This is a genomic window from Streptomyces sp. RPA4-2, assembly GCF_012273515.2.
GTDB lineage: Bacteria > Actinomycetota > Actinomycetes > Streptomycetales > Streptomycetaceae > Streptomyces > Streptomyces kaempferi.
In genome coordinates this window covers 9,813,551-9,840,225 of the sequence record NZ_CP050975.2, presented here as the reverse complement: position 1 = coordinate 9,840,225, position 26,675 = coordinate 9,813,551, and the positions used below count along the sequence as shown (strand labels likewise).

23 protein-coding genes and 1 pseudogene are annotated in these 26,675 nt (G+C 69.4%); 12 read left to right on the top strand and 12 right to left on the bottom strand.

Annotated features, from left to right (window positions below; genetic code table 11):
* Positions 1-346: 346 nt before the first annotated feature.
* Positions 347-1,189, top strand: a complete 843-nt coding sequence (locus HEP85_RS43490) for a PhzF family phenazine biosynthesis protein (protein WP_168533104.1) — start codon at positions 347-349, stop codon at positions 1,187-1,189.
* Between the two features lie 111 nt (positions 1,190-1,300).
* Here the strand turns inward: HEP85_RS43490 and HEP85_RS43485 are convergent, their stop codons facing one another.
* A complete protein-coding gene (locus tag HEP85_RS43485; protein WP_168533102.1) occupies positions 1,301-1,744 on the bottom strand; it encodes an Lrp/AsnC family transcriptional regulator in 444 nt (147 codons plus the stop codon).
* A gap of 153 nt (positions 1,745-1,897) precedes the next feature.
* Here HEP85_RS43485 and HEP85_RS43480 point away from each other — a divergent pair, with 153 nt between their 5' ends.
* The 7 genes and pseudogenes from HEP85_RS43480 (at position 1,898) to HEP85_RS43450 (ending at position 7,622) form a co-directional block, all read left to right on the top strand.
* Entirely contained in the window at positions 1,898-3,082 is a 1,185-nt protein-coding gene (locus tag HEP85_RS43480; RefSeq protein ID WP_168533100.1) for a PLP-dependent aspartate aminotransferase family protein, read from the top strand.
* Between the two features lie 103 nt (positions 3,083-3,185).
* Positions 3,186-3,404: a hypothetical protein gene (locus tag HEP85_RS43475; RefSeq protein WP_168533098.1), complete on the top strand. Its 219-nt coding sequence runs from the start codon at positions 3,186-3,188 to the stop codon at positions 3,402-3,404.
* An 11-nt stretch (positions 3,405-3,415) separates the two neighbouring features.
* The gene (locus HEP85_RS43470; RefSeq protein WP_168533096.1) at positions 3,416-4,723 is read left to right on the top strand and encodes an amidohydrolase family protein; all 1,308 of its coding nucleotides are present in this window, start codon (positions 3,416-3,418) and stop codon (positions 4,721-4,723) included.
* Positions 4,724-5,226: 503 nt separating this feature from the next.
* Positions 5,227-5,817, top strand: a pseudogene (locus tag HEP85_RS43465) (AMP-binding protein); the annotation flags it as partial.
* Between the two features lie 114 nt (positions 5,818-5,931).
* Positions 5,932-6,279, top strand: a complete 348-nt coding sequence (locus HEP85_RS43460; protein WP_329528996.1) for a hypothetical protein — start codon at positions 5,932-5,934, stop codon at positions 6,277-6,279.
* Positions 6,280-6,282: 3 nt separating this feature from the next.
* Positions 6,283-6,579, top strand: coding sequence for an acyl carrier protein (locus HEP85_RS43455; protein WP_168533092.1), 297 nt, complete (start codon positions 6,283-6,285; stop codon positions 6,577-6,579).
* Complete coding sequence (locus tag HEP85_RS43450; protein WP_168533090.1) at positions 6,576-7,622, top strand: GNAT family N-acetyltransferase; 1,047 nt, start codon at positions 6,576-6,578, stop codon at positions 7,620-7,622. The genes HEP85_RS43455 and HEP85_RS43450 overlap by 4 nt, the downstream gene beginning before the upstream one ends.
* 360 nt (positions 7,623-7,982) lie before the next feature.
* On the opposite strand, the gene HEP85_RS43445 is transcribed toward HEP85_RS43450, so the two are convergent.
* The 4 genes from HEP85_RS43445 to HEP85_RS43430 form a co-directional block, all read right to left on the bottom strand.
* Positions 7,983-8,339, bottom strand: coding sequence for a hypothetical protein (locus tag HEP85_RS43445; protein WP_168533089.1), 357 nt, complete (start codon positions 8,337-8,339; stop codon positions 7,983-7,985).
* A 400-nt stretch (positions 8,340-8,739) separates the two neighbouring features.
* Positions 8,740-9,171: an ankyrin repeat domain-containing protein gene (locus HEP85_RS43440; protein WP_168533087.1), complete on the bottom strand. Its 432-nt coding sequence runs from the start codon at positions 9,169-9,171 to the stop codon at positions 8,740-8,742.
* Positions 9,172-9,342: 171 nt separating this feature from the next.
* The gene (locus tag HEP85_RS43435) at positions 9,343-11,025 is read right to left on the bottom strand and encodes an SWIM zinc finger domain-containing protein (protein WP_248002413.1); all 1,683 of its coding nucleotides are present in this window, start codon (positions 11,023-11,025) and stop codon (positions 9,343-9,345) included.
* Positions 11,026-11,368: 343 nt separating this feature from the next.
* Positions 11,369-12,583 carry an MFS transporter gene (locus HEP85_RS43430; protein WP_168533085.1) on the bottom strand — a complete coding sequence of 405 codons (1,215 nt, stop codon included), beginning with the start codon at positions 12,581-12,583 and terminating at the stop codon, positions 11,369-11,371.
* Between the two features lie 74 nt (positions 12,584-12,657).
* Between HEP85_RS43430 and HEP85_RS43425 the strand changes: the two genes are divergently transcribed.
* Both HEP85_RS43425 and HEP85_RS43420 read left to right on the top strand, forming a co-directional pair.
* The gene (locus HEP85_RS43425) at positions 12,658-13,416 is read left to right on the top strand and encodes a DeoR/GlpR family DNA-binding transcription regulator (protein ID WP_168533083.1); all 759 of its coding nucleotides are present in this window, start codon (positions 12,658-12,660) and stop codon (positions 13,414-13,416) included.
* Between the two features lie 127 nt (positions 13,417-13,543).
* Positions 13,544-13,936, top strand: coding sequence for a MarR family transcriptional regulator (locus HEP85_RS43420; protein WP_168533081.1), 393 nt, complete (start codon positions 13,544-13,546; stop codon positions 13,934-13,936).
* Positions 13,937-14,276: 340 nt separating this feature from the next.
* Here HEP85_RS43420 and HEP85_RS43415 read toward each other — a convergent pair whose 3' ends face one another.
* The 5 genes from HEP85_RS43415 to HEP85_RS43395 all read right to left on the bottom strand — a co-directional run bounded on the left by HEP85_RS43415 (position 14,277) and on the right by HEP85_RS43395 (position 20,051).
* Complete coding sequence (locus HEP85_RS43415; RefSeq protein WP_168533079.1) at positions 14,277-15,299, bottom strand: ABC transporter permease; 1,023 nt, start codon at positions 15,297-15,299, stop codon at positions 14,277-14,279.
* Positions 15,296-16,258, bottom strand: coding sequence for an ABC transporter permease (locus HEP85_RS43410; protein WP_168533077.1), 963 nt, complete (start codon positions 16,256-16,258; stop codon positions 15,296-15,298). The genes HEP85_RS43415 and HEP85_RS43410 overlap by 4 nt, the downstream gene beginning before the upstream one ends.
* Complete coding sequence (locus HEP85_RS43405) at positions 16,251-17,792, bottom strand: sugar ABC transporter ATP-binding protein (RefSeq protein ID WP_168533075.1); 1,542 nt, start codon at positions 17,790-17,792, stop codon at positions 16,251-16,253. Before HEP85_RS43405 ends, HEP85_RS43410 begins: the two co-directional genes overlap by 8 nt.
* A 1-nt stretch (position 17,793) precedes the next feature.
* On the bottom strand, positions 17,794-18,894 hold the full coding sequence (locus HEP85_RS43400; RefSeq protein WP_168533073.1) for an ABC transporter substrate-binding protein: 1,101 nt from the start codon (positions 18,892-18,894) through the stop codon (positions 17,794-17,796).
* Between the two features lie 143 nt (positions 18,895-19,037).
* A complete protein-coding gene (locus tag HEP85_RS43395; RefSeq protein ID WP_168533071.1) occupies positions 19,038-20,051 on the bottom strand; it encodes a LacI family DNA-binding transcriptional regulator in 1,014 nt (337 codons plus the stop codon).
* A gap of 159 nt (positions 20,052-20,210) precedes the next feature.
* Between HEP85_RS43395 and HEP85_RS43390 the strand changes: the two genes are divergently transcribed.
* Positions 20,211-22,814: a PA14 domain-containing protein gene (locus HEP85_RS43390; protein ID WP_168533069.1), complete on the top strand. Its 2,604-nt coding sequence runs from the start codon at positions 20,211-20,213 to the stop codon at positions 22,812-22,814.
* 560 nt (positions 22,815-23,374) lie between these two features.
* On the opposite strand, the gene HEP85_RS43385 is transcribed toward HEP85_RS43390, so the two are convergent.
* Complete coding sequence (locus HEP85_RS43385) at positions 23,375-24,037, bottom strand: lysophospholipid acyltransferase family protein (RefSeq protein ID WP_168533067.1); 663 nt, start codon at positions 24,035-24,037, stop codon at positions 23,375-23,377.
* A 396-nt stretch (positions 24,038-24,433) separates the two neighbouring features.
* Between HEP85_RS43385 and HEP85_RS43380 the strand changes: the two genes are divergently transcribed.
* Entirely contained in the window at positions 24,434-25,771 is a 1,338-nt protein-coding gene (locus HEP85_RS43380; protein WP_168533065.1) for an aminotransferase, read from the top strand.
* 71 nt (positions 25,772-25,842) lie between these two features.
* Here the strand turns inward: HEP85_RS43380 and HEP85_RS43375 are convergent, their stop codons facing one another.
* Positions 25,843-26,520, bottom strand: a complete 678-nt coding sequence (locus HEP85_RS43375; RefSeq protein WP_168533063.1) for a helix-turn-helix domain-containing protein — start codon at positions 26,518-26,520, stop codon at positions 25,843-25,845.
* Positions 26,521-26,675 lie beyond the last annotated feature (155 nt).

Below are 26,675 nucleotides of genomic sequence, written 5' to 3'. Positions count from 1 at the left end.
GCCCGATGCGGTGCGCGATGGGAGCCTTCGGCGCCGTACGACCAGGTCGGGGCCCGCAAGCGTGCCCCGTCGAGTGTCGTGCGCCGGAGATCCGTCGACAGAAGCGGGCGAATGATTCGAGGATCTCTTCGGCTGTCCTGGTCCCGGTGAACGAGGTCGAGGTCTCGTTCCGTTCCCTGACCCGCTACGGTGCTCCGACCCTTCCTCAAGTCCCGGTCGATCAATCCACTTTGTCGCAGCCGGCCCTGTCCTGGCCGCACGGCGTCCGTTGAGATGGACCTGCTTCCGCCCCGAAGGGTGGGACCCGCGGAATCCGCCGCAGTCGCTCGAAAGGCCCTTGATGACCATGCCACGCACACGCTCGTTCGTGCAGGTCGACGTGTTTTCCACGAGCCCCTATTCCGGCAACCCGGTCGCGGTCGTCCTGGACGGGACGGACCTGGCCGATGAGGAGATGCAGCGTCTGGCGCGTTGGACGAACCTGTCCGAGACCACGTTCGTGCTGCCCCCCACCGCCCCGGGGGCGGACTACCGGCTGCGGATCTTCACTCCCCAGGGTGAGTTGCCGTTCGCCGGGCACCCCACCCTCGGCTCCGCGCGCGCCTGGCTGGAGGGCGGCGGCACACCGCGGCACACCGACCACATCGTGCAGGAGTGCACCGCCGGCCTGGTCACCGTGCGCCATGGCGAGAACAACCTGTCCTTTGCCGCCCCGCCCCGTGTGCGGGAGGGGGCCCTCGACGACGACTGTCTGCACCGGATCGTGGCCGCATTCGGCATCACCCGCGACCGAGTCGTGGCCCACCAGTGGGTCGACAACGGTCCCGGCTGGGCCGTGCTCCAACTGCCCACGGCCGAGGAGGTCCTCGCCCTCGAACCCGACTTCTCCCTCATCCCGACCGCGATGGTCGGCGCGATCGGGGCCTATCCCCACGGGTCCCGACACCACTTCGAGATGCGCACCTTCGCCCCCGGGGCCGGGGTGCCCGAGGATCCCGCGTGCGGCAGCATGAACGCCGCGGTCGGCCAGTGGCTCACCTCCACCGGCGCCGCGCCCTCCTCGTACCAGGTCTCCCAGGGCACGAGACTGGGACGGGCCGCGAGCATCGAGATCACCGCCGACATGGACGGCACCGTCTGGGTCAGCGGCACCGCCACCGTCCGCATCCGCGGCACCATCACTCTCTGACCGCCCCACCGCCCTCGCTCCCGCGACGGTCGCCGGAGCGCGGGCGGCCACACGGCAGTCCGTGCGCAAGCGGCAATCCGTGCGCAGGACCACCGGGTCAGGGCGGGATCGTCATGTGGTGTCGGCGGAGAGAGTCTTCATGCTGACGTAGCTCGTCACCGTCGCAACGCCGGGCAGCGCGGCCAACTGGTTGGCGTGGAAGTCCTCGTAGGCGGGCAGGTCGGCCACCTCGACCTGGAGCAGATAGTCGAAGTTGCCGGTGATGTGGTGGCAGGCGACCACCTCGGGCAGCCGGGTGACCTCACGCTCGAACGCGACCACGTCCGCGCGGGTGTGCCGCATCAGCCGGACGCCCGCGAACACCCGCAGACCGCGGCCGATCGCGGCGGGATCGATCAGCGCCCGGTAACCGCGGATGACCCCGGCTTCCTCCAGTTGGCGCACGCGCCGCAGGCAGGGTGACGGGGACAGCCCCACCCGGGCGGCGAGCTCGCTGTTGCTGATGCGACCGTGCTGTTCGAGCACGGACAGAATCGACCGGTCCACTTCGTCCATGGCGGCAGATTATTGCTCTCGCGGCTCGTGTACCACAATCGCGCGCCTGTTGCGAGCGCAATTTACTGCCAAAGTTGCCGAGATCCGGCCTCATCGGGGCATCGCTCGGCCACGCTTCTCGGAGTCGCACCCGACGGTCCACGGAGGGCAGCCATGCCGGGCAAGAGCACCATCACCGTTCACGCCGATCGCGAAGTCCATCCCAGCCGCGCCGTGGCGCCACCCATCTACCAGACGGCGACGTTCTGGGCCGAGGACGGCGAGGCGTTCGCGCAGGTCGCCGTCGACCCTCGGGGCAAGGACTTCTACACCCGCTTCGGCAACCCGAACCACGCACAGGTCGCGGCCGTCGTCGCCGAACTGGAGGGCACCGAGGCGGCCATGGTCACCGCGTCCGGGATGGCCGCGCTCACCACGGCCGTGCTGGCCCTGGTGTCCGCTGGTGACCACGTCATCGGGCAGAAGTCCACGTACGGGGGTACGGCATCGGTGCTGCTGAAGCTGCTGCCGCGCCTCGGCGTGTCGACCACCCTGGTGGACCAGACCGACCCGGAGTCCTTCGCGAAGGCACTGACCCCGCGGACCCGTCTGATCCTGGTGGAATCCCCGAGCAATCCGCTGCTCCGGATCACCGACCTGCGCGCCGTCGCGGACCTGGCCCGCGCGCACAACGTGCTCACCATGGCGGACAACACCTTCGCCACCCCGCTGAACCAGCGACCGGCGGACTTCGGCGTCGATCTGGTCTGGCACAGCGCGACCAAGTACCTCAACGGCCATTCGGACGTCTCCGCGGGAGTGCTGGCCGGGCCGGCGAGGATCCTGGACCGAATCTGGGACGTCGGCCTGCTCACCGGTGCCACGCTCGGCCCGATCGACGCGTGGCTGCTGCTGCGCGGCATGCGCACCCTGCCGCTGCGAGTGCCGAGGCACAACACCAACGGCCTGGCGCTCGCGGAGGCGCTGAACGAGCATCCCGCGGTGTCGAAGGTGCACTATCCCGGTCTGGTGGCCCACCCGCAGCACAGACTGGCCGCCGACCAGATGAACGGATTCGGCGGTGTGCTCGGCATCGAGTTCGCCGGTGGATTCGACATGGCCGACACCTTCCTGGGCCGGCTGCGCTACCCCCGCAGGTCGGCCAGCCTCGGCGGCGTGGAATCGCTGGCCGTGCACCCGGCGTCCATGTGGCGCGGGATGCTCAGCGAGGAACAGATCGCGGAATCCGTTCCGTTGGGCCTGGTCCGGCTGGCCGCGGGCACGGAGGACACCGCCGACCTGGTCGCCGACGCGCTCGCCGCGGCGGACGCGGCGCTCGCCGAAGCTTCGACCGCGTGAGACCGTTCGCGCTGCGGCGGCGGCCCCGACCGTCGTACTCCTGCCGAGACGACAGACTCCCCGCCCTCATCACCGGCCGATGCCACGGCTGCGTCAGAAAGGCGTGAGCACCCTCGAGACCGTGCACCGCACCCCGGACACCAACCACACTTCGGCGCGCCCGGTGCACCAACAACGCTCGGACGGCCTGCCGGTGGCGTTCTCCCCTCCTCGGCTGCCGACGGCAGAAAGCCCTGACCGCCCGCGGCTGATCCGCGGCCGTGAGCGGAGCCGCAGCGGTCGCCCGGACATGACCTTGAGCAATCCGAACAAACATCTGTGAAGGAGTTTCCGATGAAGACCCTGCTCACTGGCGGCATCGTGGTCAGCATGGATCCGGCCGTCGGCGATCTCCACCGCGGTGACGTGCTGATCGAAGACGGTGTGATCGTCGAGGTGGCCGAGCGCGTCGACGCGCCGGACGCCGAGGTGATCGACGCGACCGACCGGATCGTCATGCCCGGCTTCGTCGACAACCACCGCCACACCTGGCAGACCGCGTTCCGAGGGGTCGGCGCGGACTGGACGTTCCCCGAGTGGGCGGTGGCCATGCACGGCACGGTCAAACCCCATTACCGGCCCGAGGACGTCCATACGGGCACCCTGCTCGGCCGCCTGGAAGCCCTCCACTCCGGCGTGACCACGATGCTGGACTGGTACCACGTCGCTCAGAGCCACGACCACGAGGACGCCGCCATCGCGGCGCTGCGGGACGCGCCGGGACGGTCGATCTTCTGCCTCGGTGCTGGATGGGGCACCCCCGACCCCGTCGACGCCGAGATCCGCCGCGTCCGCTCCGACCTGGCCGGGGACGGTCCTGTCACCATGGCGCTGGGGTTGCGCGGGCCCGAGGACACCAGCATGGACACCGTCGCCCGGGAGCTGAAGCTGGCGGCCGAACTCGGCCTGCGCACCAGCCTGCACATCGACGGCGGCGGGACGCGGCGCCCGGTCGCCGAGTTGCGCGCGCACGGTCTGCTGCGGGACACCACCACGTTCGTGCACGCCAACGGGATCAGCGACGAAGAGCTGCGGATGCTCGCCGACGCGGGCAGTTCGGTGTCGATCAGCCCGGACGTCGAGCTGAAGATGGGGTTCGGATCGCCGATCACAGGGCGGGCGTTGGCCGCCGGCCTGCGCCCGACGCTGTCCGTCGACGACGTCCCGTCGGTCGGCGGCGACCTGTTCTCCACCATGCGAACCGCCTTCGCCGTGCAGCGCGGCCTGGACGGGGGCCTGCGCTCCCGGGACCTGCTGGAGTTCGCCACCGTCGACGCCGCCCGGTCGTGCGGGCTCGACGCCCGAACGGGCAGCATCACGCCCGGCAAGGACGCCGACATCATCCTGCTGCGCGCCGACGACCTGACCGTGTTCCCGGTCACCGACCCCGCCGCGACCGTCGTCAGCGCCGGCCACCCCGGCCTGGTGGACACCGTCCTCGTCGCCGGCCGCGTGGTCAAACGCGACGGCACCCTGGTGGGCGTGGACCTTGCGGCGCTGAGGACTCGACTGCTCGAATCACGCGACCGGATCGCGGCGGCCGCCGGCATCCCGCTCGACGGCACATGGCGCCCACGGCCGGAATCGAAGGACACGCACTGAACTCGTGAGCGGCTGTGGCCTTACCCCGCCGACGCTGAGACTGTTGGTCGGCGGGGAAGGTCTATTGGCCTGTCTCACCGATCCCGGCCGCGCTCCGACGGCCCGCCAGGACCGGGAGGGCCGCACCGTCCGCTACGCCGGCGACACCGGTACCCGGCGCCGCGGCTGCACGGTCAACCGTGCCGCCGCCCGAGGCGGTGAGACCCATGCACGCTGTATCGATGTGGGTACTCCCCCTTCCCGTCACGACCGAGGCCTGACATACGTGTCGCCGGGAGCGCCCCGACAACACCGGCTGCGGCTTCGATGTCGCGGTCATCGACGCGCCCGGTCACGGCGACCCAAAGCAGTCGCAGAAGGTCCGCCAGGCCCCGAACTCCTCGGGCATCCACCGCCGTTGGCTGGCCGTGCGGAACCGCCGGACGACGCCGTCGAACTGTTCGCGTAGACCACACTGACCGTTCTTCCGGCCGCAGCCGTCGCAATGCTCCGCGGGCCGGCCAAAGGGCGTAGCCATCACCCACAGCAACGTGGGTCACTTCGTCGCATGGGCCAACCGCCATTTCGGACTGCGGCCCGGCGACCGGATCTCGTGCCAGTTGCCACTGCACTTCGACGGTTCCCTCTGGGACGTGTTCGGAGCGCTGTCCGCCGGAGCGGAACTGCATCTGCTCTCCAGGCGGAGGAACCTGCTTCCGAGCACGGTCGCGGAGTTCATCAGGGAATCGCGGTTGACCCAGTGGCTCACCGTGCCTTCGGTGATGACGTCGATGGCCGGTCTGGACGTGGTGGCCCAAGGAGACTTTCCGGAGCTGCGAAGGGTGTTCTGGGGCGGGGACGTCCTCTCGCTCCCCGCTCTGAGGTACTGGATGGCGCGCCTGCCCCACGTGCGGTTCACGAACATGTACGGCCCGACGGAGACGACCATCGTGTCCAGTTGCCACACCCTGGCGACGATTCCCGACGGGGACGCAGCGGCCGTACCGATCGGCCGACCGGTACCCGGCAAGTATTTCCAGGTGCTGGACGGCGACATGCGTCCTGCTCGGCCGGGCACAGTCGGCGATCTCCATATTTCCGGCGCCGGACTCACACCCGGCTACTGGCGTGACCCGGCGCTGACGGAAAAGTCCTTCGTCGAGTGGCCGCCCGGGTCAGGCACGCGCTGGTACCGGACCGGCGACCTGGCCAGGGAGGACGGCCAGGGAGTGTTCCACTTCCACGGGCGTGCGGACCGTCAGATCAAGTCGAGCGGTCACCGTATCGAGTTGGACGAGGTCGCGGCCGCGCTGCGGGACCTGCCCGGGCTGAAGGACATCGCCGTAGTCAGCGTCCCGGCCCCCGGCGCCGAGGGAAACCGGATCTGTGCGGCCTATGTCCCACTGCCCGGCTCCGGGCCCACCCCCGCACAGCTACGAACCGCCCTGGCGGCGAAACTGCCGCAGTACATGCTTCCCTCGCAATGGCGTGCCTATGAATCCCTGCCGTTGAACGCCAACGGAAAGATCGACCATCTCGCAGTCCGGCAGGCTTTTCTCAACGAGAGGATTGGGTGAGAAATGAACAGATATTCCGAGCAGGAAGAGGTCAGCCGCATCATACTGGAAAACCTGCGGGACAAACTGTTCCTGGAGGGAGTGACAGCCGATACGAACCTCGTTGAGTCCGGTAAAATCGATTCCGCCGGATTCATTCGACTGTTCGTTGTCCTGGAGGAAGAGTTCGAGATCGAGGTCACTGCACACGACCTGTCCTTGGACCGTTTCCAGTCAGTCCGCAGCATCAGCGAATTCGTGATCGAGAAGCGGCGCCAGAACAGCGGGAGCGGAATCTCCATGGAGGCGGATCGGGCATGAGCGACTACCGGATCACGAGATACACGCCGCATGACCGGCAAGCCGTTGTCCAGTTCCAGGAGATGCTCTGGCAGGGCGGCCCCCAGGGAAACTCCTCGTATCTCGACTGGAAGTTCGCCCACAACCCGTACCTGGGTGACCGTTACGTCACCTTGGCATGGGAAGAGAGCGAACTCGTAGGCATGCTCGGAGTCTTCGGATCGTCCTGGGAGGTCGACGGCCACGGCAAGGTGATGTTGCCGTGTCTTGCCGACACGGTGGTGGCCCCCGCCCACCGGGGTGGACCGCTGTTCGGGCTCATGCTGGAGTGGCTCATCGACCGACTGCACGCCGACGGGGTGCCGTGGCTGCTCGACTTCGGCGACCAGCCGGCCGGACCGGCCATGCTGATGAACGGCTGGACGGCGGTCGGACCCTGGCCGGTCGCCGGCGCCGAGCGCGGGGCGCCTGCGAAGCCCCAGGTTGCGTGGGAAGACCTGGAGGCCGTTCGAGGTTCCCGGTCGGGAGCGGTCATCAGGCCCCTCGCGACCAGCTCGCCCGAGTTGCCGAAGCTGGCCTCCAAGCTTGCCACCCGCGGCAGTGTTCGGGTGGTCCGTGACGAGGAGTACTTCGGCTGTCGAGCCGCGAACCCGCTGGCTCGGTACTTCCACCTCGTGGCGGATTCGAACGGGACGGTCGGATACCTGATCGCGCATCGCACTTCAGTGGACACCGATGACGGCCCCACCCCGACCACGATCGTGGAGTGCGAGGCTGTGGACGACGACATCTGGTGCGACCTGATCGAGGCGGCTCTGGCCACGGTGCCGGGGAAGGTGGTGACCATGTGGGTGCGCGATCTGCCCCCGTCCCGCATACACGGGATCGAGTCACTCGGCCTCTCGCTGACAGAACCGACCGGGCGGTTGAGCCAGGACATCCACCTGCCCAAGCTCGTGATGCGCTCCACCGGTGTGCTGGACGGCCACGCGTCACCGCTCACCACCCTGAGCTCCCCGTCGGTATGGGACATGCGCGGTGTCTCGGGACGCGGCTGGCGTTGAGACCGGCCGCGGGCGCCGCCAACTGCTCAGGCCGAAGGAGTTACGGAGGGAACCGGCATGAACGACGTGCTGGATTCCTTCACCGGTATGCGCACAGCGCCGTCACGGCCGTCGAGTTGAGGGCAAGTCTCTTCCTCACACCCAGGACCAGGTTCGGGCGCGGAGCACCTTGAGCAAGCAGGGCTTCAGCAACGCAGAGGTGAGCGCATCCGTGCTCGCGAAGCAGGGGGCCCGGACAAGACGACCACTCCCGACAGAGTCCTGGCCACCACGCTCCGCCCGCGCAACCAAGTCGCCGGCCGGATGCGCCGCCTCGACGAAATTGCCGGCGGCGGACCAGGCGGCCTCCGGCCGGATTGGCTAGCTGTTCGGGGCGTCGAAGCGCACCGAGCGCACTTCGAGCTGGTCGGTGGCCGGGTTGCCGTGCGCGCGGAGCCGCCACTGGTCACCCGTGCAGCTCGAACCGCGGTAGACGGTCACGGGGGTGTCGGTCTGGTTGTGCGGACCGTAGCCCGCGGGCACGTCGTCCTCGCCGACCGCGTAGAGATTGATGCACTTGCCGCTGTGCGGGTCGTGCAGGGTCACGCGCTCCTCGTGCCCGAGGCCGGTGACGTACTTGTAGGTGAAGTCTCCCGTGGCCGACAGGGCGGAGCCCGGCAGCGCGAGGACCAGGGCGAAGGCACCGAAGGCGGCGGCGACGGTGTTGCGGATTTTCATGGTGGGGTGGGTCCCTTCCGAAGATGATCAAAGGATGCTGCGGGCCCGACCCTAGGAGCACCGCCCCGAGGCGAATCGATCCGCCGCGGCCGTCCCCCGCGGCGCGTCCACGCAGCACCACCCGTTCGGGCCATTGCTGCCGGACAAGCCGACGAACGGTGCGTCAGCCAGCCAGCGGCGTGGCCACGCCGGCGCTGGTCCCGCCTCGGCAACGACCCGAACGCATGGGCAACGAACTCCGTCAGCTCACCCCGGAGCCGCTCCACTTCCCTCCGGCCTCACGCGGATGCCCACCAGACGAGATCACTCGACGTAAGGGAGTCCTCCTGGGGCCTGTTGTGAAAGTGACTCGTGGGGAGATCCATCGCGGCGGTGGGAGCCCGGATGGCGAACGGCGATGCTACGGAGTTCCCCCAGGGGTAGCTCCCGCTGCGATGAGGAGATCGGCAGTTTCGGGATGGGGGCCGCGGATCGCCCACTTCAGGGGGGACCAGCCCGTGCCGTGATCCTCGTGAAGGTTCGCATCAGCGCCGTGCGCCAACAGTTCGCGCACTGTTTCGGTGTGCCCCCAGCAGGCGGCCGCGCACAAGGGCGTCCCCTCCGCGCCGAGTCCGCTGCTCTCGGCGTTCGGAGAAGCCCCAGCCGCCAGAAGCAGACGGACGATCTCGGTCTTCCCGTTCACGGATGCCTCATACAGAGGGGTGGTGCCCTCACTGTCCGCTCGGTCCGGGTCGAGTCCAGCCCGCAGAAGCGCCTTCACGACGGCAGTGTCATCCCTCGGAATGGCTTCGAAGAGACGTCGGGAGAGCTTCTTGTGCCGCCGCTGGTTCATGGGGGCCGAGGCTAGCGACCGGATGCGTCGCGGGGCCAGTCATATCCACTCGTTGACGGCCGCGACCAGCGCGTGACCTCGATCGACTCTCGCAACGGGCCCTGCTCCGACGCGCTCCGATGAGAACGTGATCCACGTTCCGGTCAAACTGGCGAGGTCGGCGAGGACTTGTCACAGACCGTTCTGGTCGAGGAGGCGCATCAGGTTCCGCTTGCGTTTCTGGTCGGCACGCAGAGCGGCGAGGTACGCGGTGAACTCGTCTTCGGTGCCCAGGTGGTGATGGCAGTCGCGCACGCTCAGCAACAGGCCGGCCAGTCGCTCGTAGACGGCGTTGCCCGTCTGGTTCATGAGCGGTTCGATCAACCGTAGGTAGACCTCGAGCGCGTCGGCAGAACGGACGGAACGGGCCTGGTCGGCGAGGGCGCGCCACTGACGGTCGTGCGCACGCGTTTCGGCCGCGGCCTGCCAGGCAGCGTCGATGTCCCCGTCGTCGAGCAGGGCATCGACCAGGACCGGTCCGCCGTACCAGGACGGCTGTCGCTGCCCGGCGTCGGCGCGCAGCAGCACGAGCGCCCCTTCCCGCTCTGCTTGCCAGCAGCCCGTCGCCTGTGCCGCCGTGCGCAACTGCTGGTACGTGACCAGGGAGCGGCTGGTGGCGAACTGGACGCGGCGCAGGGCGACGGCGTCGAGCAGCCGGTCGGCGCGGGTGTAGCGGTCGCAAAGGTAGTCGATCAGGGCGACGTCGGGGGTGACGTCCTCGTGCGTTTCCGCAATGCCGCGTTCCGCCCACCGCAGGGCCTCCTCCGGACGGCCGGCGGTGTCCAGTTCGCGGGCGACGGTCAGGTGGGTACTGCCGTCCGGGGCGGGGTCGGCCGCGTGCACCGCTACCCAGCCGTCCACGTCTCCTTCCGCCCTGGCCAGCCGTTCCATGAGGTACTTCTCAGCCCGGCCGGTGCGGTTGCGGCGCCATGCCGCAGCGGCCAACTCCCCTACCCGGTGCATCCCTTGTGCGCCGAGGACTTCCTCGTAGTCGAGGGGACCGATGCCGGTGAGATCGTCCAGGTCACTGAGCAGATGGCCGACCAGCCACCGCGCGGTCTCGTCCGAGTCGGGGCTTGCCGCGCGGCAAGCGTCGTGGTGGGCCTCGGCGAGCGCGGCCCCGATTCGGCCCAGGTGACCGTCGGAGTCGTCGATGGTCTCCTGCGCCTCGCTCAGCAGGCGCATCGCCTCCCGGGACAGGGAGATCGCGTCCGCGGGCCGCCCGGCGGCGGTCAGCGCGGCGATCGCGGACGCCGCCTGAGAGGCCTGTTCGCCGTAGGCACGGGCATCGGTGTACTCCACGTAGCCGTACCGTGCGAAGGGGGCGGTGTCGAGGAGTTCACGGATCCAGGCGCGGACCTCGACCAGGTCTCCGCTGGCGCTCGCCGCCCGCAGCTCCAGTCGACGCGCCAACTTCCGGTCCTGCGCGACCTGTTCCCTCACCAGGGCGAGCAGCACGTTCTTGGGGAGCGCACCCAGCCACGCGTCCAACTCCTGGGCACGAGTCCTTGCCTGTCCGCGCTTCCTCGGCACCGCCTCCGGCTCGGCGAGTACGGCCAGGCCCAGGGCGACCAGGTGCTTACAGAAGTTGCCCTCCATGCCGTACGGGCATGCGCACTCCCCGGCAAGGCCATCGGGCTCGTCCAGGGTCAGCTCCACCTGGTAGGCGTCCGTCCCCTGGACGGTGGCCGTGATCCAGCCGTCGCCGACCTCCACGGCGGTCACCGCGGCCAGATAGGCTCGGCCCCGCTCGAAGGAACGTGGCCCGGCCAGCGTCCGCAGGTCGTCCTCGTCGAAGTCCAAGTCCTGTGCCACAGAAGCATTCAACCGGAAGAGCGGAGCGACCGCCCTCGATCAGAGCCCGCGGTTCCGCCGGCCGGTCATGGCCGAAGCGCCACCGCGGGTTGCGGCCCTCTTTCATGGCCTTGGCTCTGGGCTCGAAGGCTCCGGACTCGAAGACGTCCTTGGCGGCCTTGGCCACCGGTCCTGGTCGACCTGACCAACAGTATCGATCACGAGGGTGCACTTGGCCGGGCTCGGCTCCGGCCGCCTCTACCCGCCTTCCCAGCTGGCGGAGTTGGCCTACTCACCTTCTCTCCTGCTCGGCGGAGCACGTACAACCGCCCCGGAGGAGCAAGGAGGATCGCCGCCGAACCCGCTAGCGTGCGGTCGCCCGGTCAGCCTCCCTGGTCCCGCCCTCCGCAATTGTCACAGGCGCGGTCTTGAGGATGCGGGCGGTGACACTGGCCGTGACACAGAAGGCCACCGGCAGGAAGAAGGTGAGATTGAGCGGGACGACCTCGGTCAGCGGCCCGATCACCGCGGGTCCGGCGAGCATGCCGAGGTATCCGAGGCCGGACACCCGGGAGACGTTGGCTCCGGCTGCGGCAGGGTCGGTATGGCCGGCGGCGCTGAAGAGCTGGGGGATGCAGCCGGACAGACCGGCGCCGAAGACGGTCCAGCCGGCCAGGGCCATGGGGACGTTGGGCGCGAGTGCCGCCAGGGTCATGCCGAGTGCGGCGAGGGCCGATCCGTAGCGCAGTACGGCGACCGTGCCCAGGCGTGCGGCCACCCGGTCGGCGAGGAGTCGGCCGGTGGTCATGGCGGTGGCGTAGGCGCCGTAGGCCAGGGCGGCGGTCGAGGCGGGCGCGTCGAGCACGTCCTTGAGGTGCAGCGCGCTCCAGTCGTTGGCGACGCCCTCACAGAGCATGAGTGCGAAGGCGAGCGCGGCGAGTATCCAGATGCGTGGGGGCGTCCTGCGCCGGGCTTTGACGGCCTGGGGCGCGGCGACGGCGGCGGCGAGGTCACGGGCATGGTCCTGGCGAAGCAGGGCGGGCGCGGCGAGGGCGGTGGCGCCCAGGCTGAGCAGTGCCATGGCACCCAGGGTGGTGGCCGGGCTCCAGCCTCGGGTCAGGGTGAGGGCGCCGACCAGCGAGGCAGCCACACCGCCGATGGAGAAGAGGGCGTGGAAGGCGGACATGACGGGTCGCTGGTAGCCGCGCTCGACCTGCACGGCGTGGGTGTTGATGCTCACGTCCAGACAGCCGCTGGAGAAGCCGAACACCGCGAGTGCCGCGCCCAGTGTCCAGACGTCGGTGGCCAAGCCCGGCAGAACCAGGGCCGCGCTGCACAGCACGGCGCTCGCAGGGACGACCGTGCGGGCACCGAAGCGGTCGGTGAGCGGGCCGATGAGCTGCATGCCCGTGAAGGCGCCGGCGCCGAGCAGCAGCAGGAGCCAGCCGAGCACCGCGTGGCTGATGCCGACGCGCTGCTCGATGGCGGGGATGTGGACGATCCACATCCCCATGTCGAAGCCGACGATGGCGAAGAAGGCGAACGTGGCCAGTCGGCCGGCCTTCAGGGTTTTGTTCATGCGAACGAACATAACGAACAACCTCGATGTTCGAAAGGTTGCGTTGCGATCGCCGGAGGTGGTCTTATGGAGGCATGATGAGCGCAGAGCGGCTGAAGAAGATCGCCGATGCCGTGAGGGAGACCGGTCGCCTGAGCGTCGCGGAACTGGCCGAGCTCACGGGCGCCTCGGAGATGACCATCCGCCGCGACCTGGAGGTCCTGGCCGATCAGGGGGTCCTGGAGCGATACCGCGGCGGGGCCCGAAGCCTGCTCCTGCGCGGCGAGGAGCCGCCGTTCGCCCTCCGGGCCCAGGACGGCCTGGAGGTCAAGCGGCGGCTCGCCGTCGAGGTCGCCGCGCTGATCGCGGACGGCGAGTCGGTCGTCGTCGACAGCGGCACCACCTGTCTGGAAGTCGCCCGCGCCCTCCATCAACGCCGGCTGACCGTCGTGCCGCTGTCGCTGCACGCGGCCAACGCGCTGACCGGCGCCCCCCAGTTGAAACTCCTGCTGCCCGGCGGGGAACCACGTGTCGGTGAACTGGCACTGACCGGCCCGCTGACCGAGGCGTCGCTGGCCGCCCTGCGTTTCGACACCGCGGTCATCGGGTGCTGCGGCCTGACCGTCGCGGACGGCCTCACCGCCTACGACCTCGCCGACGCCGCGATCAAGCGCGCCGCGATCGCCTCGGCCCGTCGTGTCATCGCCGTCACCGAGGCCGCCAAACTCTCCCGCACCGCTCTCGCTTTCGTCACCCCGGCCTCCGCCCTGCACGCCGTCGTGACGGACCGGTCCGCCCCCGACGACGAGACCGAGGCGCTGGCCGCGGCCGGTGTCGCCGTACGGATGGTGTGACCTGTCGATCTCCGCGAGCGAGCCGTGGACCTCGCACGAAGTCCCCACCAGAACGGACTGGTTGCGTCCAGGGCCCACGTACACGACCGCATGTACTCATCCCGGGCTGTAAGTACTTTGCGATAGCTTGTCGACCCCGCCCCGAAGCGGAGAGAAAGCATTCACGACGACGACTCCCGCAGTCGGCGCAGAGCGTCCGCCCGCCCCGGGCACCGAGCGCGGCGCGGCGCTGACGGAACTCGCCAGGGCCGCCTACAGCCCCAGCGCCGCCGACGCGCGACTTCGCGGACGCGCCACGCGTCATCAGGGAGCCCTGTCGCTCACGCACGCCCGCGCTCTGCGCGTCCTCGCGGAACAGGGCCCGCTCTCGGTTCGCCGACTCGCCGACAGGACGGAAACGACCAGCGCCGGCGCCACTCAGCTTGTCACCGCACTCGTCAAGGCCGGCTACGTCGTCAAGGAGCCCGACCCGGACAATCGTCGTGCCGTCCTCGTGACGCTCACCCCATCAACGGGCTGATGCGCACCGTGGGCGGCAGCCTCTCGGGGGCCGTCACCTCATTGGTCCTCTCCACCCGCCTCGACCACCGCACCGGACAGCCCACACTGGCCGGTTACCACACGGTGTTCACCGTCCTCGGAGTCGTCTGCGTCGCGGCGGCCGCGCTCGCCGTCGGCCGGACACGCACCGGACGTCACGGCAGGAACAACCTCCCGGGTCCCCTGTCGAAGACCGGCGTCGCCACGCCTCGAACCCCGCTGGCCCACAACGCGCCGAGCCGCTGGCCCAGCGCGAGCCACCACGACGGAACCTCACACTCCCATCCGGTCCGCGAGAACCGGCACCCGAACCGGGGCCCTCACAACACTCGTCGTCTACGTCCCAGCCACGTCTGCGCGATGACCACCACGGCCAAGAAGGCGCCGCTGACGACCTGTTGGTACGCCGAGTCCAGTGAACCGATCTGGTTGATGACGTTCTGGATGACCTTCAGCAGCAGAACACCCACCAGCGAACCGCTGATGAAGCCGAACCCTCCGGTGAGCAGCGTGCCGCCGATCACCACCGCGGAGATCGCCTCCAGTTCCATGCCGGAGCCGAGGATCGTCACGCCCGACACCAGCCAGGCCGCGTTGAGTGCCCCGGCGAGCCCCGCGCAGAGCCCGGAGAGCGTGTAGACGGAGATCTTCGTACGGGCCACGGGGGCGCCCATCAGCGCCGCCGCGTCCTCGTTACCTCCGACCGCGTAGACGTACTGGCCGAAGCGGGTACGCCGGAGCACGACCGCGCCGAGCACGAACAGTGCGACGGTGATCCACACGGGGATGCCGATACCGAGCAACGTGTCCTGGCCGAGCTTCGCGAAGAACGAGTCCTTGTCCACGAGATACGTCGTCGAGCCCTCGTCGGTGACGGAGAGCAGGATGCCCCTGGCCCCCAGCATCGCCGCCAGCGTGACGATGAACGGAGCCAGTCGCGAGCGGGCTATCAGCAGGCCGTTGACCAGCCCGATCAGTCCGCACACGGCGAGCGGGAGCAACAGCGCCACCGCCGTTCCGTACTGCGATCCCCAGGCTGCCAGCACCCCGCCGAGGGCGAAGAGCGAGCCCACCGACAGGTCGATGCCGCCGGTGACGATGACGAAGGTCATACCGAGCGCGACCACCGCGAGGAACGCCGAGGAGAGCGCCATGTTCTCCAGGTTGTCGCCGGTCAGGAAGGTGTCGAAGCTGAGCGACGCCGCGATCATCGCGACGACGAGGGTGACCAGGGCGCCGTGCTGCTGGGCCAGCGCGCTGAGCCGCTCGGAGCGGGTGGCGCCGGGCGGATCGTCCTCGGCCGTGCTCTTGGCGCTCACCGGAGTGTCCACGTCGGTCGTCATCGCTTTCCTCGTTCCCGTGCCGCGTAGACGGCGAGGACGATCACCACGGCCTGGGCGATCTGGGTCCACGACGGCGGCAGATCGTGCTTGATCAGCGTGGTGGTGAGCAACTGGATCAGGACGGCGCCCGCGACCGTGCCGCCGATGCGGACGCGGCCTCCGCTCAACGGGGTGCCGCCGACCACGACCGCGGTGATCGCGGAGAGTTCCATCAGGTTGCCGAGCGAGGTCGGGTCGCTCGCGGTCAGGCGGGCGGTGGCCAGCACGCCCGCGATCGCGGCGAGGACGCCGGAGCAGACGTACACCAGGATCAGCACGCGGCGCACCGGCAGTCCGGCGAGCCGCGCGGCCGCGCGGCTGTCCCCGATGGCGAGGAGTTGCCGGCCGAAGGTGGTGCGGCGCACGACGAAGGCGACGAGCAGCGCCAGGGCGGCGGCGATCAGCACGAGATACGGGACGCCCAGGACATCGCCCGAGCCGAGTGACGCCATCGCCGGGTCGTGGACGTCCTTTAGCTGAGGAAGGAGTACCAGGGCAAGGCCGCGCCCGGCGACCATCAGAGCGAGCGTCGCGACGATCGGCTGGACGCCGACGAAGGCGATGAGCGAGCCGTTCGCGACACCGATCACGGCACCGCCCACGAGGGCGATCAGGATGGCGATCCAGGGCCCGTAGCCGAGGTAGAGGGACAGGAGCGAGGTGGACAGGGCCATGACCGAGCCGACCGCCAGGTCCACGCCCTCACTGCCGATCGCCAGCGCCATGCCGAGCGCCACGATCAGGACGGGGGCGACCTGGACGGCCTGGGTGCGGAAGTTCTCGGTGGACAGGAAGTGGGGGGTGAGGACGGTGTTGGCCAGGAAGAGGACCACGACGCCGAGGTAGACGCCGTACTCCTGGAGCAGGCGCAGCAGTCGGTCGCGGTCCGCGGTCACCCGGCCCAGGGTCAGGTCAGTCATCGTGGCCTCCCGGGCCGGTGCCGGTACCCGTGTCCGCGGGTGCGGCGGCTATGGCGCGCATCAGCCGGTCCTCGGTGACGGCGTCGCCGGTCAGTTCCTCGACGACCGCGCCGTCCTTGAGGACGATCACCCGGTCGCTGCCTTCGATCAGTTCCTCCGGGTCCGAGGAGATGAGGAGGACGCCGAGTCCGTCGTCGGCCAGTTCGTCGATCAGTTTCTGCACCTCCGCCTTGGCTCCGACGTCGATGCCCCGGGTCGGCTCGTCGAGGAGCAGGACCTTGGGCTGCATGGCCAGCCAGCGGGCCAGCAGGACCTTCTGCTGGTTGCCGCCGGACAGTTCGCCCACCTTCTGGTGGGGGCCGGCCGCCTTGATGCGCAGCCGCTTCATGAAGGTCTCGACGATCCGGTCGATGCGTGCCTCGTCGACCAGGCCGAAGCGTGAGAGGCCCGGCAGCGCGGCGAGCGCGATGTTCTCGCGGACCGAGAGGCCCGACACGATGCCTTCGGCCTTGCGGTCCTCGGGGAGCAGGCTGATGCCCGCGCGGATCGCGGCGGGGGTCGAGCCGGTGCGTACGCGCACGCCCGCCACCACGACCCGCCCGGAGTCGGTGGGCAGTGCGCCCGCGATGGCCTTGGCGGTCTCGGTACGGCCCGACCCGAGCAGGCCGCCGAGCCCCACCACCTCGCCGGGACGTACCGAGACCGACACCCCGTCCAGTTTGTGACGCACAGTCAGTTGTGTTGCCTCCAGGACGGGTTCGGTCGCGGTTTCATGGCTGCCCGCGAACTTGGTGAGGCCGTCCTCGCGTACGTCCGTGATCTCCCGTCCCAGCATCAGCGCCACGAGCCTCAGCCGGTCGAGCTCGGCGATGCGGCCGGTGTGCACGACCTCGCCGTCGCGCAGCACGGTGACCGCGTCGCAGATCTCGTACAGCTCGTCGAGCCGGTGACTGACGTAGATCACCGCGATGCCCCGCTCGCGCAGCATCCGGATCACCCCGAACAGGGTCCGGACCTCGCGCGGTTCGAGTGAGGAGGTCGGTTCGTCCATGACGACCACGCGGGCGTCGACGGAGACGGCGCGGGCGAGGGCCACCATCTGCTGTGCGCCGACGCCCAGTTCACGCAAGGGACGGCGTACGTCGACACGCAGCCCGAGCTCGCGCAGTGCCTCGTCCGCGTCCCGGTGCATGCGCCGGAAGTCGATCAGGCCCAGCCGGTTGCGGGGCTCGCGGCCGAGGAAGAGGTTGCGGGCCACGGTCATCAGCGGGACGAGGTTGACCTCCTGGTAGATGGTGGAGATTCCCGCGTGCTGCGCGTGCAGCGGGGTGGCGAAGCGGACCGGGGCGCCGTTGTACGTCACTTCTCCCTCGTCGGGCTGGTAGACCCCGGTGAGGACCTTGATGAGGGTCGACTTGCCCGCGCCGTTCTCGCCGATGAGTGCGTGCACCTCCCCGGCGCGGGCCCTGAAGTCCACCTGGGAGAGGGCCTTCACGCCGGGGAAGGTCTTCGACAGACCGGTGACCGACAACATGTCAGTAGGCCTTGCCCAGGTCCGACTTGGCGTTGGCCGTGGTGTACTCGCTGTCCTGGATGACGATGTCCTGGGCGACCTTCTCCCCCTTGGTGAAGGTGTCCAGGGTCTGGAAGGCGAGCGGTCCGAAGCGGGGGTTGGACTCGACGACGCCGTCGATCCAGCCGTCGACGATGCCCTGGACAGCGTTGCGGGTGCCGTCGATCGTCACGATCTTCACCGCGCCCGGCTGCTTGCCGGCCCCCTTGAGGGCGTTGACCGCCCCGAGTCCCATCTCGTCGTTCTCGGCGTAGATCCCGGTGATGCCGGGCTTGGACTGGATGAGGTTCTCGGTGACCGACTGGCCCTTCTCCCGGGCGAATTCGCCGGTCTGCTTGAAGACGATCTTGAGGCCGGGCGCCTTCTCCTTGACGCGCTCCTCGAAGCCCTTGGTGCGCTCGGTCGTCACGTTGTTGCCCGCGGCGCCCAGCAGGATGGCGATCTCACCCTTGCCGCCGGTCGCCTCGATCATCCGGTCCGCGGCCCGTTTGCCCTGCTCCACGAAGTCGGAGCCGATGAAGCTCACGTAATCCTTGCAGGCGGCGGCGTTGATCTTTCGGTCGATGGTGATGATCGGGATGTGCTTGGCGGAGGCCGAGCGCAGGACCGGCTCCCAGCCGTCCGAGTTGAGCGGTGCGATCACCAGGAGGTCGGCGCCCTTGGCGATGAGGTCCTGGACGTCGCTGATCTGCTTGGAGAACTGCGACTGGGCGTTGGCCGTCAGCAGCTTCACGCCCCGCTGCTTCGCCTCGGCCTTGATCGACGCCGTCTCGGCGATCCGGAAGGGGTTGGCCTCCTTCTCGGACTGGGAGAAGCCCACGGTGGCCGTCTTCAGGTCGGTCTTCGGTGCGCCGTAGGCGTCTATGGCGCAGGTCGGGCCGGAACCGGTGGACGGCGAGGCGACGACCTGGCCCGAGTCGCCCTGGCTGGTGGAGCTCTTGTCCTTGCCTGCGGAGTCGTCCTCCGACTTCGCGCATCCGGAGACGAGCGCGAGGCTCGTGACGAGGCCGGTGGCGAGGAGGGTCCTGGCGGAGGTGCGGTGACGAGGTGCGATCGGCTTCATGGAGTCCCCAAACGGCGCGGCCCCGGCGCTGAGAGCGCTCCCGGGGATGATCGGCTCTTGCGGTCAACTCGGTGTACACGTCGTTCCGGGGAGGTTTTTACATCGTTGGAAGGAGGCTGTAAAGCCTTCGGTCCGAAATCCCGTCAGCGCCGCCCCAGGGTGCTCTCGCGCTCCACGAGCCGGAAATCCGCGGTCAGTTCACGTCCCCCGGGCTCGGTACGGCCCGACAGGCTGCGCAGCAGGGAGGCCACCGCCATCCGGGCGATGGCCTGCTTGTCCGGCGAGATCGTCGTCAGTGTGACGGCACCGAACCGCCCCTCCTCGATGTCGTCGAAACCGACCACCGCCACGTCCCACGGCACCCGCAGACCGCGCTCGTGCAGCACCCGCATCGCACCGATCGCGACCAGGTCGTTGTACGCGAAAACGGCGTCCGGACGCACCCCGGAATCCAGCAGCCGGGCCATCCCCCGCGCGCCCTCGTCCCGGTCCCAGCCGCCGACCGGCACCACCAGGTCGTCGGGCGCGGGCACCCCGGCCTCCGTCAGCTCCTCGCGCCAGCCCGCCAGTCGCAGATGAGCCGGCCGGTTGGCCGAATCCGTACGGGCCCCCAGATAGGCGATCCGTGAGCGTCCGCGGCTCAGCAGATGGCGTACCGCGCTGCGCGCGGCCGCCACGTTGTCGATCGCGATGTGGTCGTAGGGCAGTTCGTACTCGCGCTCGCCGAGCAGCACGAGCGGCACGTCGTCGGCGCGGGAGCGCAGATCCTCGGCCTCCAGCTCCAGCGGGCTGAGGATCAGACCGTCGATCACATTCGCCCGGAACCCCTGGCTGACCAGTACCTCCTGCTCCCGGTCGCCCCGCGTGTGGTCGAGAAGCACGGTGAACTCGTGCTCGGCGGCGGCGTCGACGACGGCTCCGGCCAGCTCGGCGAAGTAGGGGTTGCCCAGCTCGGGGATGGCGAGCGCGATGATGCCCGTGCGGCCCTTGCGCAGATGGCGCGCCGTGAGGTTCGGCCGGTAGCCCAGCTCGTCGATGGCCTCCTGGACCCGGGCCCGCATGGCCGGGGTGACGTGCGGATAGTTGTTCACGACGTTCGAAACCGTCTTGATCGAGACGCCGGCGCGCTCCGCGACGTCCTTCAGGCTGACCCGCAAGGGATCTCCTCTCCATCGATGTGCGCCTCTGCCACCAGGCCGTTTGTCATGACCCTGGACAGAGGCCGGGACCCGTGCTGTGATGCCAACTCCCGTTCCTTCCAACGTTGTACAGACTGAAGCAACGAGCCGCCACCCTTCCTCAGCCAAGGAGGATCCGTGCGCATCAGAAGACTCCGAACCCAAATGGCACTCCTGCTCGTCGCCGTGCTCGGCTTCGCGGGACTCACCGCCGCCCCGGCCGCCACAGCCGCCGGCGACCCCGTGGAGGTCCACGGCCTGAAAGGCGAGTACTACACCCAGTCCGCCCCCGGCGCCTTCGACTTCCACGAGCTGAAGGCCACCGGATTCGACACCAACCTCGACTTCGACAACCTGGAGCCGCGACTCGCCTTCGCCACCGGACAGTCGGACGACGTCAACGTCCGCTGGACCGGCCGGATCGTCCCGGAGAAGACCGGCGCCCACACCTTCTCGATCATCGGCGACAACGGCTTCCGGCTGTGGGTCGACGGGCACCTCGCCATCGACCACTGGGTCGACGACTGGGACCGGGAACAGACCTCCCAGCCCCTCGACCTGACCGCCGGACAGGCCTACGACATCAAGGTCGAGTACTTCGAGCACTTCGGCGGCTCCAACCTCCACCTGCGCTGGACCCCGCCGGGCGGCACCAAGACGGCCGTCCCGCAGTCGGCGCTCCGGCTGCCCGACGGATATGCCTACGACGGTGCCATCGCCACCACGGTCCAGGGGGACGGCCGTACCCTGCGCCTCGACTTCGCCCAGGCCCTGACCGCACCCCCGGCAGGTCTCACCGACCATGTCGAGGCGGTCATCGGCGGCGCCAAGTGGCCCCTGTCCACGGCGAAACTGGACCCCGCCGACCCGAAGTCCCTGCTCGTCCGTCTGAAGGAACCCGTCGTCGGCAACAAGACCGGCACGGCCCGAGGCACGGCCGACCTGCGCTACGACGGCAAGGGCGGCCTCTCCGGCACGAACGGCAACGTTGTCAACGCCTTCTGGAGCAGCGGCTCCAACCACTCCACCTACCAGCTGCGGACGAAGTGGGCGGACGACGTCGGCCCGCGCAACGCTCACCCCGAGTACCCCCGGCCCCAGCTCACCCGGGACAACTGGCGCGACCTGAACGGCTCGTGGCAGTTCGCCGCGGCCAAAGCCGGTGACCAGCCGCCGGTCGGCAGGAACCTCGCCGAGAAGATCCTCGTGCCCTACCCCGTGGAGTCCCAGCTCTCCGGCATCGAACGGCACGAGGACCGCATGTGGTACCGCCGCACCTTCACCGTCCCGAAGGACTGGCGGATCGGCTCCGGCAAGCGCCTGCGGCTCAACTTCGGCGCCGTCGACTGGAAGGCCGAGGTCTACGTCAACGGCACCAAGGTCACCGAACACCAGGGCGGCTACGACAAGTTCAGCGCCGACGTCACCGCCGCGCTGAAGCCGGGCCGCACCCAGGAACTGATCGTCGGCGTCTACGACCCGACCGACGCACAGGGCGGCGAGAATCCGCCGGTGGGCAAGCAGCGTCTCGACCCCAGCGGCATCTGGTACACCCCGTCCTCCGGCATCTGGCAGACGGTGTGGATGGAGCCGGTGGCCACCGATCACGTCGACTCGCTCAAGCTGACGCCGGACGTCAAGAACAGCCGGCTCACCGTCGAGCCGCAGGGCGTTCGGAACGGAGTACCGGTCACCGCCACCGCGTACGCCGGACACCGCGAGGTCGCCACGGTGACCGGCCGCACCGGACAGCCGCTCACCCTGAGGATCGGCAACCCGCACCTCTGGTCGCCGGACGACCCCTTCCTCTACGACCTGAAGGTGACCGTCGGCGCCGACCGCGTCGGCAGCTACTTCGGGATGCGGTCCATCGCCGTGGAGCAGGTGAACGGAACCCCGCGCACCGTCCTCAACGGCAAGCCCGTCTTCATGATGGCCACCCTCGACCAGGGCTTCTGGCCCGACGGCCTGTACACCGCGCCGACCGACGAGGCACTGGCGTACGACCTGAGGATGCACAAACAGATGGGCTTCAACGCGGTCCGCAAACACATCAAGGTGGAACCCGACCGCTGGTTCTACTGGGCGGACCGGCTCGGTCTGATGGTCTGGCAGGACATGCCCGCCATGACCGCCGGGGTCAATCCGGACGCCGCGTCCCGCGCCGAGTACGAGCGCGAGATGAAGCAGATGATCGACGAGCACATCAGCAGCCCCTCGGTCGTCATGTGGGTGACCTTCAACGAGGGCTGGGGCCAGTACGACGAGGCCCGTATCGCCGACCAGGCCAAGTCCTGGGACCCGACACGCCTCGTCAACTCCATGTCGGGCATCAACCTCGGCGTGGACGGCGGCACCGGCGACATCATCGACGAGCACGGCTACCCGAGCCCCGCGCTGCCACCGAATCCCGACGGGAAACGGGCCCTGGTCAGCGGTGAGTACGGCGGTCTCGGCCTCGCGGTGCCCGGTCATGCCTGGTCGGTGCAGCAGTCCTACGTGGACGTGGACCCGGCCGCGTACACCGACGACTATCTGGCCCGCCTGGACGAGGTGCACAAGCTCGCCTGCAGGGGCGGCAACGGCGCCGTCTACACCCAGATCTCGGATGTGGAGGGCGAGCTGAACGGGCTGATGACGTACGACCGCAAGGTGGTCAAGCCCGACGTGAAGCGGCTGAAGGCGGCCCAGGACGCGCTGATCCACGACGCGTCGCAACCGACGCCGGCGGGCTGCTCCTGACAGCGGGGCGTCCGCGGCCGACGCCTCCCCGCGTCTCCGTGCACACTCCGTTCTGACCCGCTGACGGGTCGTCGGCACGGTCCGCTCCCCGCGGGATGGGGGGCGGACCGTGCCTCGTCCGTCGCACCGAGATCCGGTAACTGTGGACCGGAAGAACCGGGGCGGTGCCATGACGGTTCGGTCCGTGCACGGCGGCACGCGCGAGCCGGCTCGGAAGGGCCCACGCGGCGGATCGCCCCGGCCAGGCGGCCCGCTGGGATGGAGATCCGGTGTCCTGGTAGTCCCCGACCCCGCCCACGAACTCGTCGCCGCCCCGCAGTCCTCTGACGACCGCCCCCGGGACGCCGGCAGACGTCGCCGGAGCCGTCCTCGACGTCGGCGAGGTCCATCCCGGCACCTTCAGCGTGATCGACTGGTGCGGGCTCGCCGACGGCACTCCGCCGCGGCCCCACGTCGCACCGCCGTCCGGCTCGACACTCTGCGCCGCCGCATGGGTCGCCCACGTCACCGGATGGACGCTCAGCAATGGCAAAACCCCGGGTGCGGGGCCGTCACCAGGGTCATGCGGCCGGCGCGGCATCCTCACCGAGGTGCGTGGCCGCTGTCCTCCACGCGGCGGTCACCGCAGTACGGGCCTGCGCCGTGCGTACGGTGCTGTCACCGGTCAGGAGGATGGGCGCGCCCACATGGACGTGCATGGCCGGTCGGCGCAGCGGCGCTGTGGCGAGGCCGGCGATCTGCTTGAGCGTGCCGCCCGAGGTGACACGGCGGGCGCCGACCTGGCCGACGGGCACCACGGGGGCACCGGTGCGCTCGGCGAGGCGGGCCAGTCCCGTGCGGAAGTCGCCGGGGGCCGCCTCCGCGCCGTCCTTGCGTCGGGGCAGGCCGCCTTCGGCGTAGATGAGGACCAGTCGTTCCTGCCGCAGTGCCTGTGCCGCGAGATCGAGTGCACCAGCGGCTCGCCGGTCACGTCGGTGGACGGGGATGTGCCCCTCGCGGGTGAGGGCTCGGCCGAGCACCGGGATGCGCCACAGCCCGGCCGTGGCCATGATGACCGGCGTGACACCGAGGCGGCGGAGCGCGGCGATCACGACGGCGGGGTCGGCGAGGGATGTGTGGTTCGCGGCGACGATACTGCCCGGCGCGAACACCGCGCCGGGGTCGCAGGTCACGGACAGCCGCCCGACGACGGGTATCAAGATGCTGGCGGTACGACTGAGCATGAACGGGCTCCCGGCTCGGCGATGGACACCTACATCGTCGGTGCCGGTCGCGGCCGGAGCCTGAGCTGCCGTACTCATCTTCCCGGCCGCCCTACCCACAACGGCTGCCCTGCCGTCATGGGTGAGGGCGGAGCGTCCCTGCCGAGCAGCTCGGGAGGGCGGCACGGATTCTCGTTCCACTGACCGGAACACGTGTTGAGTCGCGCCGGCCCAGGGGCTCTCATCGAGAAGACGGCTCTCGGTTCGACTTCCTTCAGGTCACTTCCAGGACTTCAAGGAAGACACCAGAGCCTGGCGGGGCGGACCGAGCGACATCACCCCCTCGGGCCGCTGCCCGGAACTCCGGTCCGTCCAGGCGCACATGAGCCGCGTTTCCTGCCCCCAAGGAGAATCGTCATGGCTCCTCACCCTTCAACCCTGCTGGAACCGCACACACCGCCCGCCGTGACCACGGAACCTCATGTGATCGTCCGAGGTGAGGGACTCACGGTGTGGGACCGCGAGGGACGTTCCTACCTCGACGCCACCTCGGGAATGCTGTGCACCAACCTCGGATACAGCCAGCCCCGGCTGGTGCGTGCGGCAGCCCGGCAGATGGCGGAGCTCCCGTTCTTCGCCTCCTTCGCTCACCGCACCAGCGACGTCGCGCTGGCCCTGGCCGATGACCTGGCCCGGCTGGCGCCCCTACCCATGGGCCGTACCTTCTTCGCGAATTCCGGTGCCGAGGCCAATGACAGTGCCTTCAAACTGGCGTGGTACTACCACCAGTGCCTCGGCCGTCACGACCGGTTCAAGATCCTCTCCCAGGAGAGGGGTTACCACGGCACGACCGTGGCTGCCGGTTCGGCGACCGGACTGGACTTCATCCACCGGGGATTCGGCCTCCCGCTGCCGTCCTACATCCAAGTCCCCTGCCCCGATCCCCACAGCGCCCTACGGCAGGGATTGACGGAGGACGACTTCGTCGACCGGCTGGTCGACCATCTGGAGCGGCTCATCGCGGCGGAGGGCCCGGACACGATCGCCGCGTTCATCGCGGAGCCGATCCTCGGTGCGGGTGGCGTGATCATCCCGCCGTCGACCTATTACCCCCGTGTACAGGAAGTCCTCGCCCGTCACGACATCCTCTTCATCCTCGACGAGGTCGTGACCGGCTTCGGCCGCACCGGAGCGATGTTCGCCACCACCGAGTTCGACCTGAGTCCGGACCTGATCACCGTGGCGAAGGGACTGTCCTCGGCCTATGCGCCGATCTCCGCCGTACTGGTCGGACGGCGGATCATGAACACCATCGCCGACGGGTCGAGGGCTATCGGCGCGTTCGGTCACGGCTTCACCTACTCAGGACATCCGGTGGCCGCGGCTGTCGCACGTGAGGCACTCGCCATCGTCGTGGAGGAGGACATTCCCGGTCACGTGCGCGAGACGGCTCCCGCCCTCATGAAGGCCCTCGCCGACGCGTTCCACGGCAAGGATTTCGTGAGAGACGTCAGGGGCCACGGTTTCCTGGCCGCGGTCACCTTCCTCACGGGCAGCGGTGGCCGGCAGGAGGGGGAATGGGGCTCGCAGGTCATGGCCAAGGCGGTCGCGCAGGGGCTTCTGGTGCGAGCCGTCGGCGACACCATCATCGTCGCACCGGCGCTGATCAGCACCGCCGAGCAGATCGAGACGATGGTCGCTCTGCTGGAGAACGCGTACCGCTCGGCGCTCGCCGAGACGGACTCGGCACGGTGACAAGGCCCCCGGCACCGGCTCGACCTGTTCCAGTTCGACCCGTTTCCGGGGACACACGCGGACGATCGGATTCAGCGCTCGAAGCGGCGCTCGTCGGACAGGATCAGGTGCACGACCTTCTCCAAGGGACGCTTGAGGGACTCCACCTCGCGGTTCTCCGGCCGCGCGAGAGACGCTACGACGGTCCCGCCCGACGGCAGAGCCGCGGGAGCGGCGATGCAGATGCATCCCGGGTGCACCTCCTGGTACTCGGCTGCCACCTGCCCGGAAGCAAGGGCGCGCCAGATGGAGGCGGCCGGGTGCACCGCGGCCAGTCGCTGTTCCGTTGCGGGCACGAGGGGAGCCAGCAGCGGCCCGTACGCGCAGTACACGGTGTCCACAACCCCGTCCGACACGTTGTGAAGGACCACGCTCGCGCCCGTGGCCTGCGCCAAAGCGTTCAATCTAGGACGCGCGACGACCTTCAGCGGCGAAGGCCGCTCTCCCGCCCGCATCAGCTCTCCGAAACCGGGCGCGATGGCCCACTTGTGATCACGACGCGTGACGATGCCCTCTTGGGCCATCTGTTCCAGAACTCTGTGCGCGGTCGTCTTCGGAATGCCCACCGCCGAAGCGAGATCAGTGGCGCCGAGGGGCCCCGGCGCCTCGCGGAGCGCACGGACCAGTGCGAACGCGCTGTGCACCACTCCGGCGGGCCGGCCTTCCGCCGCACCCGGGAAGGCCGCAGCCGCCGCGGGATCGTCGGTCATTTCGTGCTTCTTTCAGCGGTGTGGTGCTTCGTCCGCCGGTCCGGAACGGGCACAGGACACCCGCGCCTCGCCCATGGGCGGACGGGCCTGCTCCTCCCCCACCTGCAACATGACGTGACGACGAGGCCCGGCCGCCACGCCCACTTGCCAGTGTG

Excerpts from the sequence above, each read along its gene's own strand:
- HEP85_RS43425 (WP_168533083.1), top strand. The coding sequence starts at position 12,658 with ATGATGAGCGCAGAGCGGCTGAAGAAGATCGCCGATGCCGTGAGGGAG.
- HEP85_RS43380 (WP_168533065.1), top strand. The coding sequence starts at position 24,434 with ATGGCTCCTCACCCTTCAACCCTGCTGGAACCGCACACACCGCCCGCC.
- HEP85_RS43385 (WP_168533067.1), bottom strand. The coding sequence starts at position 24,037 with ATGCTCAGTCGTACCGCCAGCATCTTGATACCCGTCGTCGGGCGGCTG.
- HEP85_RS43480 (WP_168533100.1), top strand. The coding sequence starts at position 1,898 with ATGCCGGGCAAGAGCACCATCACCGTTCACGCCGATCGCGAAGTCCAT.
- HEP85_RS43400 (WP_168533073.1), bottom strand. The coding sequence starts at position 18,894 with ATGAAGCCGATCGCACCTCGTCACCGCACCTCCGCCAGGACCCTCCTC.
- HEP85_RS43485 (WP_168533102.1), bottom strand. The coding sequence starts at position 1,744 with ATGGACGAAGTGGACCGGTCGATTCTGTCCGTGCTCGAACAGCACGGT.
- HEP85_RS43490 (WP_168533104.1), top strand. The coding sequence starts at position 347 with ATGCCACGCACACGCTCGTTCGTGCAGGTCGACGTGTTTTCCACGAGC.
- HEP85_RS43430 (WP_168533085.1), bottom strand. The coding sequence starts at position 12,583 with ATGAACAAAACCCTGAAGGCCGGCCGACTGGCCACGTTCGCCTTCTTC.
- HEP85_RS43445 (WP_168533089.1), bottom strand. The coding sequence starts at position 8,339 with ATGAAAATCCGCAACACCGTCGCCGCCGCCTTCGGTGCCTTCGCCCTG.
- HEP85_RS43450 (WP_168533090.1), top strand. The coding sequence starts at position 6,576 with ATGAGCGACTACCGGATCACGAGATACACGCCGCATGACCGGCAAGCC.
- HEP85_RS43405 (WP_168533075.1), bottom strand. The coding sequence starts at position 17,792 with ATGTTGTCGGTCACCGGTCTGTCGAAGACCTTCCCCGGCGTGAAGGCC.
- HEP85_RS43470 (WP_168533096.1), top strand. The coding sequence starts at position 3,416 with ATGAAGACCCTGCTCACTGGCGGCATCGTGGTCAGCATGGATCCGGCC.
- HEP85_RS43410 (WP_168533077.1), bottom strand. The coding sequence starts at position 16,258 with ATGACTGACCTGACCCTGGGCCGGGTGACCGCGGACCGCGACCGACTG.
- HEP85_RS43440 (WP_168533087.1), bottom strand. The coding sequence starts at position 9,171 with ATGAACCAGCGGCGGCACAAGAAGCTCTCCCGACGTCTCTTCGAAGCC.
- HEP85_RS43375 (WP_168533063.1), bottom strand. The coding sequence starts at position 26,520 with ATGACCGACGATCCCGCGGCGGCTGCGGCCTTCCCGGGTGCGGCGGAA.
- HEP85_RS43415 (WP_168533079.1), bottom strand. The coding sequence starts at position 15,299 with ATGACGACCGACGTGGACACTCCGGTGAGCGCCAAGAGCACGGCCGAG.
- HEP85_RS43455 (WP_168533092.1), top strand. The coding sequence starts at position 6,283 with ATGAACAGATATTCCGAGCAGGAAGAGGTCAGCCGCATCATACTGGAA.